Source organism: Nocardia sp. NPDC002869 (assembly GCF_046764065.1).
Lineage (GTDB): Bacteria > Actinomycetota > Actinomycetes > Mycobacteriales > Mycobacteriaceae > Nocardia > Nocardia rhamnosiphila.
In genome coordinates this window covers 1-8,386 of record NZ_JBKOOL010000210.1, presented here as the reverse complement: position 1 = coordinate 8,386, position 8,386 = coordinate 1, and the positions used below count along the sequence as shown (strand labels likewise).

The following is an 8,386-nucleotide window of genomic DNA, read 5'->3' as shown; positions in this document are numbered from 1 at the left end:
CCCCACTCGCCGAATCGCTGCCGGCGTTGTTCTCCATCACATCGGTCATCGTGGTGCATCTCCGTTCAGAGTTACACCGTTGTTCTTACAGTCCCCGGCCTGTACTTCGAACTCGGCCGGGCACGGGAGCGCGGAGAAACCGCCGATAAAGGCTGGGTCCGGCAGTTCGAAATCCAGACCGGTGCCGGTGCGCGCATCCTGGACTCAGCACGCACCCACGGACGCAGCATCCAAGGCGTGGAACGGAAATCGGGCCGGGTCAACGGACGCGACGCCAACGACCAACTCACCAGGGAACGCGCAGCACTCACCACCGGCCGAATGAGCCACAGTCGCTGGGAAACGGTAGCCGGGGAAAGGATCCCCGAGAAAACCCAAAAACAACTCGCGGAGATGGCCCGCGACTTCCCCGGCCGCTTCCACCACGAAGTCGTCTCGCGCGCCGATGCTCTCCGCGCAATACAGCTCGGCCGATCATTGGCGAGCAAACAACTCGAGCTCATCCGGCCCTATGAGCTCGACCGCGCCGACCGGGCCCGCAGACGGCTGGACAAGATCAGGGAAATCGTCCGGGCACGCGACACCGCTATCGAACGTGACTCACCCGCGCGGGAAACAGCACAGCAGCAGGCGCGGGAACTTGCAGAGTCCGGAGACCATGCGCTAACCGCAGAGCGGGCCGATACCGCCGACCGGGAGCAACGGGAGGCCGCCGAGCAGGCCCGAGCGCGAGAAGTAGCCGAGGCGGCAGCGCGGCGGCAACAGCAGGAAGCCGCGCAGCGGGTGGCAGAAGCAGCACGCAAAGACCGCGAAGCGGCCCGGAACGGAAACAACCCACCCATGACCGGTCGCGAGGCCGCCGACATCCTGATCGTGAACCGCCCCACACCAGGGCTACCGCCTCCGCTCCGGGAACCACCCTCACCGCGACGATCCGCACGCGGCCGGGACGCACGCGAGCGCGGTATCGAGCGTGAACGGTGACCCGAGACGACGGTGAACGGCGACAAGGCCACAGCGACCCAGCGCCCGGAGCCGAACCCACCTGGTATCTCCCATACATTCCGGGGTTGCCGCGTTTACCCAGGTCGCACTAGTGTCAACTAAATCAATACTGATCGGGGCCGAGGTCGAGTACTCCGGCCGGGTGAAGGCGGTGGATCCGGTACAGCGGACCGCGACCGTCGCACTCACCGCCCGGCACGGCGGCCGCCGGATCTTCGGGCGTGCGACCGCGGTGGTCCGGCTCCGCTGAGACGGGTCCGGCGGCCGTCGCCGCGGACGTGCCGACCGGCGTGCGGCCACCCCGGCGGGACGAGTTGACCTCGAGTCGACTCGAGGTTCGAGGATGGTGCCATGAGCACGAACGAAGCACCCGCCGTCGCGGATTCCGGGACCGACCACACCGCCGATATCGCGGCGATCGAGCAGTTGATCAAGGATGTCGAAACCGGTTACAACACCAACGACGCCGAACTGATGGTCAGCGGTTTCCTCGCCGACGCCGCTGCCGGGAATGCCGTGGGCATGGTGATCACCGGCCGTGAGGCACTGCTGGAGGCCGCGCGTGCCGGACTGTCCGGGTTCCTGAAGGACGAGTACGTCGTCTACGAGGTCACCGATATCCTCTTCCTGCGCCCCGATATCGCGATCGCCCACAAGGCCGCCCGCGCGCGCACCGCCGACGGCGTCCTCCTCGACCGGGATCCGGCGATGGTCGCGCTCTATGTCCTGGTCGCGGAGCAGGGACGCTGGTGGGTGGCCGCCCGGCACAACACACCGGTGCCCGCGGCGGGCTGACGAACCGGGCGGCGCGCAACCCCGGCACGGTATCGGCGGGCCCACCGGCATCCGGCGACTTTCACCGGACGCGCCGTTCAGCCGGCGACCGGTGTGCCCGCGGCCGGCTCCGGGTGGCCCGCCTCCGGCGCGGTGGCGCGCGCTTCCGGTGCGGGACCGAGCGCCCGGGGCGGCGCGCTCAGCGCCGCGGCCGCACCGATCCCCGCCCCGATTCCCGCACCGATCCCGGCGAGCGGCGCGGCCATGAGGGCGAAACCGTAGGCGGCGCCCAGCGGTGCCGCGGCGAGTCCGATCGGCGCGAACGGCACTCCGATAGCCAGGCCCATCGCTCCGCCCACACCGGCGCCGATGAGGGCGAACGGACTCGCGAACGCCGCTCCGGCAGCCGCGCCGATCGCTGCGGCACCGAGGGTCTGCCCGGCGACCCGGTCGGATCTGGTGCGTTCCATACCGACCGAATCGAGGAAGGTGGCCAGGTTCGCTTCGGCCGACGCCGAGCCGTCGTTGATCTGGATGGCCTGTTCCCGGGGCAGCCATTCCGGGGAGTCGACCTGGACATCGCCGAAACGCAAGGCGCCGGGCGGGGGCGCGATCGGGGGCACGGGCGCGACGGGCGCCGGCGCGTGCAGGGCTTCCACCGGCGCCAGATAGTCGCTCGCGGGGGCCGGCCGCGCCCACTGCAGCGAGGACAGGACGTCGTCGGGAATCCGGACGCCCTGGTACGGACGCACATTCGGCGCTTCGGCGCCGGGCCACTGCGCGGAGTCGGCCGGCTGCCCTGCCGCTCCGGCGCCGGCGGTGGGATCGGCCGGGATCGCGTCCTCCGCGACCGGGACGAGGTGCCCGCTCGAATCGGCCGGGCGGTAGTGGTCCGATTCGGCGCCGGCGCTGCCGGTTCCCACCAGGGTCAGCACGACGGGAACGGCGCCCGCCACCACCATGGACCCCATCCGGGTTCGACGCGGACTGACTGCTCTGTGCTTACCGGTGCCCATCTATCACCTTCCACCTGAAACAGATGCTGTTATTTCACATTCGGATCCGTGCATCGATTCGGATGGGTTCGAGTTCGGTGCCGGGCGGGCCGGTTTCCGGTGGCCACGGGGTTCGTGAGGCGCCGCGTATGTCTCCGTTCCCGATGCCGACCGGCCGGCCGAGGTGGTGGTGGGCCCCCTGTTCCGGGATGCCTGACCGCGTCCGCTGCGCCGGACGCGGTATCTAGGCGGAGGGAGCGCCGAGATCGGTGAACGAGCCGCCGCGCCCGGCCCCGGCGGTGAATCGCTCGATACCCGAGGCCGCCTCGGCCAGGGAGATGACTCCGTGCTCCCATTCGTTGGCGATCGCCTCCTGCTCGCCCAACCCCTCCTGCTGCAGCAGCGAGAGCCGGTCGTGCCGCTGACAGGTCTGCGGGAAACGCGCGATCTCGGCGGCGAGCGCTTCGGCGGCCTGTCGTTCCGCCCCGACCGGGACGACACGGTCGGCCAGGCCCATCGCGTGCGCCTCGGCCGCGGCCACGGGCCGCCCGGTGAGCACCATGTCCATGGCCCGGCCGGTACCGATCAGCCGCGGCAGCCGCACCGTACCGCCGTCGATGAGCGGCACCCCCCAGCGCCGGCAGAAGACACCGAACACTGCGTCCTCGGCAGCCACCCGCAGATCACACCAGATCGCCAGTTCCAGCCCACCGGCCACGGCGTGACCGGCCACCGCGGCGATCACCGGTTTGCTCAACTGCATGCGGGTCGGGCCCATCGGCCCGCGGCCCTTCGCCGACAGCGGATTGGCCCGGTCGGTTCCGACGGCCTCGAGATCGGCTCCGGCGCAGAAGTTCCCGCCCTCGCCCCACAGCACCGCCACCGCCGCCGAATCGTCGTTCTCGAAGGCGGTGAACGCGTCGTGGAGGGCGGTACCGGTGGGTCCGTCGACCGCGTTACGGGCCTGCGGCCGGGACAGGACGATGGTGAACACCGGCCCGTCCCTTTCGATTCGCACGGGTGCGCCGGTCATGGTTGTCCCTTCGTTGGCGGTCACCGCTCGAGCCTATGACCTCCGGGGTGCTCCCGGGCCGTTCCACACCGATCGGGTCCCCATTCCGCCCGCAAGTGCTCGATGCGCCGCGGGACCACGTCCGGCGCGGTACCGCGGATGTGGAGGGAGTTCGGTGTTGTTCCGATACGCGACGGCCGGCCGGGGACGCTCGGTCATCGCACCGCGGCGCCGGATCCCGGGAAACGGTCCCGGCCGCCGGCCCGCTCGGCGCCGAGCAGGCCGAATGCTTCGAGCGCCAGATACAGTTCGGCCGAATGGCGGGGATCGGTGGTGTCGCGGCCGGTGAGATCACGGATCTTGCGCAGCCGATAGCGCACCGTATTGCGATGACAGTGCATGATTTCGGCGACGGCCGCGGCCGATCCGCCGCATCGGTACCAGGATTCGAGTGCACCGATCAGGTCGTCCCGCTCGGCGACCGGAAGATCGAGCAGCGGGCCGAGGATCTGCGCGGCGGCCCGCCGCCCGGCCTCGGGTACGGCGACGAGAAGATGGGCGACCGGTTCGTCGCCGAAGCGGACCGTGGCGGCCGACCCCGGCCGCACCGACCGGGACGCCAGACGTGCCTCGGTCAGCGCCGCGGTGATGGTATGCGGTGTCGTGAAGGCGGCGCTGAGACCCACCCGGTCGGCGACGCTCGCCGAGATCGTGGCCGTGGCGCGGTCGAACGCTTCCGGGGAGGCCGCGGACAGCAACCCGATATAGGCATCGATCTGGGCATCCCAGACCGACCGGATGCCGATATCGCGCAGCGCCGCGGTGAGTCTCCCCGGCAGCGGCGCGGTGGGTTCGGTATCGATGGCGACCACCGCGAACGCACCGCGTTCCGGGAGTCCGAGGGCGCGCAGGACGTCGAGGACGCGGGCGGGGTTGCCGGAATGGTCGTCGAACAGGGTCCGGACCAGCCGGCTCTGGATCTGCGCGTCGGTATGCGCGAGCAGCACTTCGGTATCCCGGTAGGCCTCGACGGCCGCGTCGGAGTACAGGTCGACGAGCTCCCACAGCCGCGTCGCCAGCTCGTACAGCCGGGCATCCCCGGGACCGGCCGACCAGTTGGTCAGTTCCTCCCAGATGAGCCGGCCGCCCAGCCGGTAGGCGTGCAACAGGCTCGCGACCGGAATGCCCTGTTCGGCTTTGAGGCGTCCGGCGTCGCGGGCCGGTTGCAGCCGCAACGGGCCGGTTCCGGCGAGCGCCCCGATCACGGCGTTCAGGTTCTCCAGACAGGCGCGGTACAGCTGATCCGCGGTCAGCAGCCCGGACTCCCCGTAGGACGGGTCGGCCGCCGCGATCCGGCCGACCAGGACATCGGTCAGCGCTTCGACGGAATCGGCGAGCGCGGCGGCCAAGGGTGCCGCCGGCGGCGCGGGCGTGCTCATACCGGAACAGTCTAGTCACCCGAGCATGACCCGCACCACGCTCGGTTTGTGCCCGTGCACAAATACGAGCGGCGGATGACGCAACACCGACACCTTCCCTTCGGGCACCGGCACAGCCACACTGTTCAGTACTCGGATCACCGGATCTCAGCTACGGAGTGTGCCCACGTGCAGTCAGAACAGGCCGTCGCGGCCGATACGGTCATCGATACCGCCCTCACCGAACTCGCCACGGGCGAACAGAAATGGTCCCGCCTGCCGCTGGCCGGGCGGCGGGCCCTCCTCGACCGGATGCGCACACTCACCGGCCGGCACGCCCGTGAATGGGTCGAGGCCGCGGTCCGGATCAAAGGACTCGATCCCGCGTCCCCGCTGGTGGGCGAGGAATGGCTGTCGGGACCCTATGTCTTCGCGACGAGCCTCACGGCGGTGTCACGGACCCTCGAATCGCTGGAGCGCGGCGTGAGCCCGCTCGCGAACGCGACGTTCGGCAGCGCCGGCGGCCGGGTGACCGTACGCGCGCTCCCCGCGGGGCTCTACGACGAACTCCTGCTCAGCGGTTTCCGGGCCGAGGTGTGGCTGCAGCGGGGCGTCGACGCGGCCACCGCCCGGGCCGGCGCGGGCCTCGCCCAGCTCGATCCCGCCCGCACCCACGGCATCGGCGCCGTGCTGGGCGCGGGGAACATCACCTCGATCGCGCCGCTGGACACGATCTACGAACTCATCGCGCACAACCGCGTGGTGGCGCTGAAACTGAACCCGGTCACCGATCCGCTGCTGCCGGTATTCGAGAAGATCTTCGCGCCGCTGATCGAGCTCGGAGTGGTACGAGTACTCACCGGCGGCCCCGAGGTCGGCGGGCAACTGGTGACCCACGAGCAGGTCGCCCACGTCCACATGACCGGCAGCGCCGCGACGCACGACGCCATCGTGTGGGGCACGGGGCCGGAGGCGGCGGAACGGAAGAAGGCCGGCACCCCGCTGCTGGACAAACCCATCACCAGCGAGCTCGGCGGAGTGTCCCCGACTATCGTGCTGCCCGGCAAATGGAGTACCGCCGACCTGGAATTCCAGGCCGAGCACATCGCTACCCAGCGCCTGCACAACGGCGGCTACAACTGTGTGGCCACGCAGGCGGTGATCGTATCCGCGGACTGGCCGCAAAAGGACGCCTTCCTGGCCGCCCTCACCGCGGCCGTCGATCGGGCGCCGAATCGCCACGCCTACTACCCGGGTAGCGACCACCGGGTCGCCGGGGCACGAACCAGCTATCCCGACGCTCGCCGGCTCGGCCGCCGGGGCGAGCGGCTCCTGGTGGCCGGGCTGGATCCGGATACGGACGAAGCGCTGTTCACCTCGGAGTACTTCGCGCCTGTCCTCGGCATCGTGGAACTGCCCGGGAGCGGGGCCGCCTTCGCCCGCACCGCGGTGGATACGGCCAACGAGAAGTTCACCGGCACCCTCGGCGTGAACATCGTGGCGCACCCGGACACCGTCGACGCGCTGGGCACGGAATTCGACACGACGATCGAGCGGCTGCGGTACGGCACCGTCGCCGTGAACGCGTGGACCGCGGTCGGTTATCTGACTCCCACCGCGAGCTGGGGCGCCTACCCGGGCCATACACTCGACAATGTGCAGAGCGGGATCGGCGTGGTGCACAACGCGTGGTTGATCGATGGGATCGAGCGCACTGTCGTGCGGGGTCCGTTCCGGCCCGCGCCGCGGTCGGTGCTGCACGGCGAGTGGTCGCTGACCCCCAAACCACCATGGTTCGTCTCCAACCGGACCGCCGCGCGGACCGGGCGACTGCTCACCGATTTCGCCGCCGATCCGCGCTGGTCACGCCTGCCCGCGATTTTCGCCTCCGCGCTGCGCGGTTGATCGCACCCGGGCGACCCGCGCCGCCGCACGGGTCGCCATCCGGGGGCCCCGCGCCGTGTCCGGGTCGGCCGGACATCAGGCGGCGAGACCCGTCCACTGCGTAATGGTGTAGGGACGCGCGCGGTCGGCCATCGTCACCACCGCGAGGGTACTTACGGATCGGAGCAGGCCGTCAGGTCAGTCGGCCCAGCCACCCGGCGGCGTCGAGCCGGAACGCCACCGGCGGCGTCAGGGCACGGAGATCGTCCTCCATGGCACGGATTCGGTCTTCTCCACGCTCACGCGCCCAGTTCCCGCGCAGTTGCTGGAAGATCTCGGCCGAGCGGGCCAGCGCGTCGTAGCCCCGCGGGGCGAGCCGGACGATGCGCCGCCGGGTATCGGCCGGGTCATCCGCCCGTTCGGCGTACCCGAGAGCGACCAGACGGTCCACTGTTTTCCCGGCGGCCTGTTTGGAAATCCCCAGGCGGCGGCCGATATCGCTGGCCGAGGTCTCGCCGGCACCGATCGCCTGCATGGCGAAACCGTGGGCGGGCCGCATGTCCGGATGCCCCTGTCGTGCCAGTTCGGCGTGCAATTCGTCGCTCAGCGTCCGGAATCCGGCGAACAGCAGGAGTGCGAGCTCGTAACCCGCGCGCGGCGGGCCGTCCGTTTCCGAGCCCTCCGGCGCACCCTTGGCATAACCGTCAACCTGGTTTACCATCTGCTTGTTATCGTCAACCATGTTGTCCATCTTAGGAGAGAAATGTTCCGCGCCCACACCCTGGAGACCGCCCCGCACGCCGCCCGACAGGCGATGCAGGCCGTACAGAGCAGTACCGGCACGATCCCCGACGCGGTCCGCCGGCTGGCCGAATCTCCCGAGCTGCTCAACGGATTCCTCGCCATGAGCGCCGCTTTCGAACGCTGCACCCTGGATCCACTGGCCCGGGAGGTCGTCATCATGACCGTCGCCGTACGCAACGACTGTCACGTGTGCGTCGCCATGCACACCGGAAAACTCCGCAAACTCGGCGCGGCCCCGGAAATCGTCACCGCGCTGCGTGCGGCCGCACCGCTTCCCGACGCGCGCCTCGAGGCGATCCGGATATTCACCCTCGACGTCCTCGCGACCGCGGGCGGCGTGGACGAGGACGCCCTCGCCGCCCTCCGGACGCAGGGGTACACCGAACGCAACGCATTGGAAGTCGTGTTCGGAATCGGCACCTACACAATGTCGACACTGGCCAACCGCCTAGTACGCGCCGAATGATCGCCGGTCTCCCGGCGCTGCCGAGCAC

The 8,386-nt window shown here is 70.1% G+C and carries 9 protein-coding genes; 5 read left to right on the top strand and 4 right to left on the bottom strand.

The genetic code is table 11. The features are described 5' to 3' along the window. Window positions 1–237 precede the first annotated feature (237 nt). The 3 genes from ACLML9_RS26100 (at window position 238) to ACLML9_RS26090 (ending at window position 1,800) form a co-directional block, all read left to right on the top strand. The gene (locus tag ACLML9_RS26100; RefSeq protein ID WP_411947997.1) at window positions 238–984 is read left to right on the top strand and encodes a hypothetical protein; all 747 of its coding nucleotides are present in this window, start codon (window positions 238–240) and stop codon (window positions 982–984) included. Between the two features lie 112 nt (window positions 985–1,096). Beyond that, window positions 1,097–1,255 (top strand): hypothetical protein, encoded by a 159-nt coding sequence (locus tag ACLML9_RS26095; RefSeq protein WP_411947996.1) that lies wholly within the window; start codon window positions 1,097–1,099, stop codon window positions 1,253–1,255. Window positions 1,256–1,356: 101 nt separating this feature from the next. Further along, window positions 1,357–1,800: an SgcJ/EcaC family oxidoreductase gene (locus ACLML9_RS26090; RefSeq protein WP_411947995.1), complete on the top strand. Its 444-nt coding sequence runs from the start codon at window positions 1,357–1,359 to the stop codon at window positions 1,798–1,800. A gap of 77 nt (window positions 1,801–1,877) precedes the next feature. Here the strand turns inward: ACLML9_RS26090 and ACLML9_RS26085 are convergent, their stop codons facing one another. The 3 genes from ACLML9_RS26085 to ACLML9_RS26075 all read right to left on the bottom strand — a co-directional run bounded on the left by ACLML9_RS26085 (window position 1,878) and on the right by ACLML9_RS26075 (window position 5,225). After that, window positions 1,878–2,795, bottom strand: coding sequence for a hypothetical protein (locus tag ACLML9_RS26085; protein WP_411947994.1), 918 nt, complete (start codon window positions 2,793–2,795; stop codon window positions 1,878–1,880). A gap of 223 nt (window positions 2,796–3,018) precedes the next feature. Then, window positions 3,019–3,807, bottom strand: coding sequence for a crotonase/enoyl-CoA hydratase family protein (locus ACLML9_RS26080; RefSeq protein ID WP_411947998.1), 789 nt, complete (start codon window positions 3,805–3,807; stop codon window positions 3,019–3,021). Between the two features lie 194 nt (window positions 3,808–4,001). Further along, on the bottom strand, window positions 4,002–5,225 hold the full coding sequence (locus ACLML9_RS26075) for a PucR family transcriptional regulator (RefSeq protein WP_411947993.1): 1,224 nt from the start codon (window positions 5,223–5,225) through the stop codon (window positions 4,002–4,004). A 168-nt stretch (window positions 5,226–5,393) separates the two neighbouring features. On the opposite strand from ACLML9_RS26075, the gene ACLML9_RS26070 reads away from it, so the two are divergent. Continuing rightward, window positions 5,394–7,109 carry an aldehyde dehydrogenase family protein gene (locus ACLML9_RS26070; RefSeq protein WP_411947992.1) on the top strand — a complete coding sequence of 572 codons (1,716 nt, stop codon included), beginning with the start codon at window positions 5,394–5,396 and terminating at the stop codon, window positions 7,107–7,109. A gap of 172 nt (window positions 7,110–7,281) precedes the next feature. On the opposite strand, the gene ACLML9_RS26065 is transcribed toward ACLML9_RS26070, so the two are convergent. Beyond that, entirely contained in the window at window positions 7,282–7,830 is a 549-nt protein-coding gene (locus ACLML9_RS26065; protein ID WP_411947991.1) for a MarR family winged helix-turn-helix transcriptional regulator, read from the bottom strand. A 21-nt stretch (window positions 7,831–7,851) separates the two neighbouring features. On the opposite strand from ACLML9_RS26065, the gene ACLML9_RS26060 reads away from it, so the two are divergent. Continuing rightward, window positions 7,852–8,358, top strand: coding sequence for a carboxymuconolactone decarboxylase family protein (locus tag ACLML9_RS26060; RefSeq protein WP_411947990.1), 507 nt, complete (start codon window positions 7,852–7,854; stop codon window positions 8,356–8,358). Window positions 8,359–8,386: the final 28 nt, after the last annotated feature.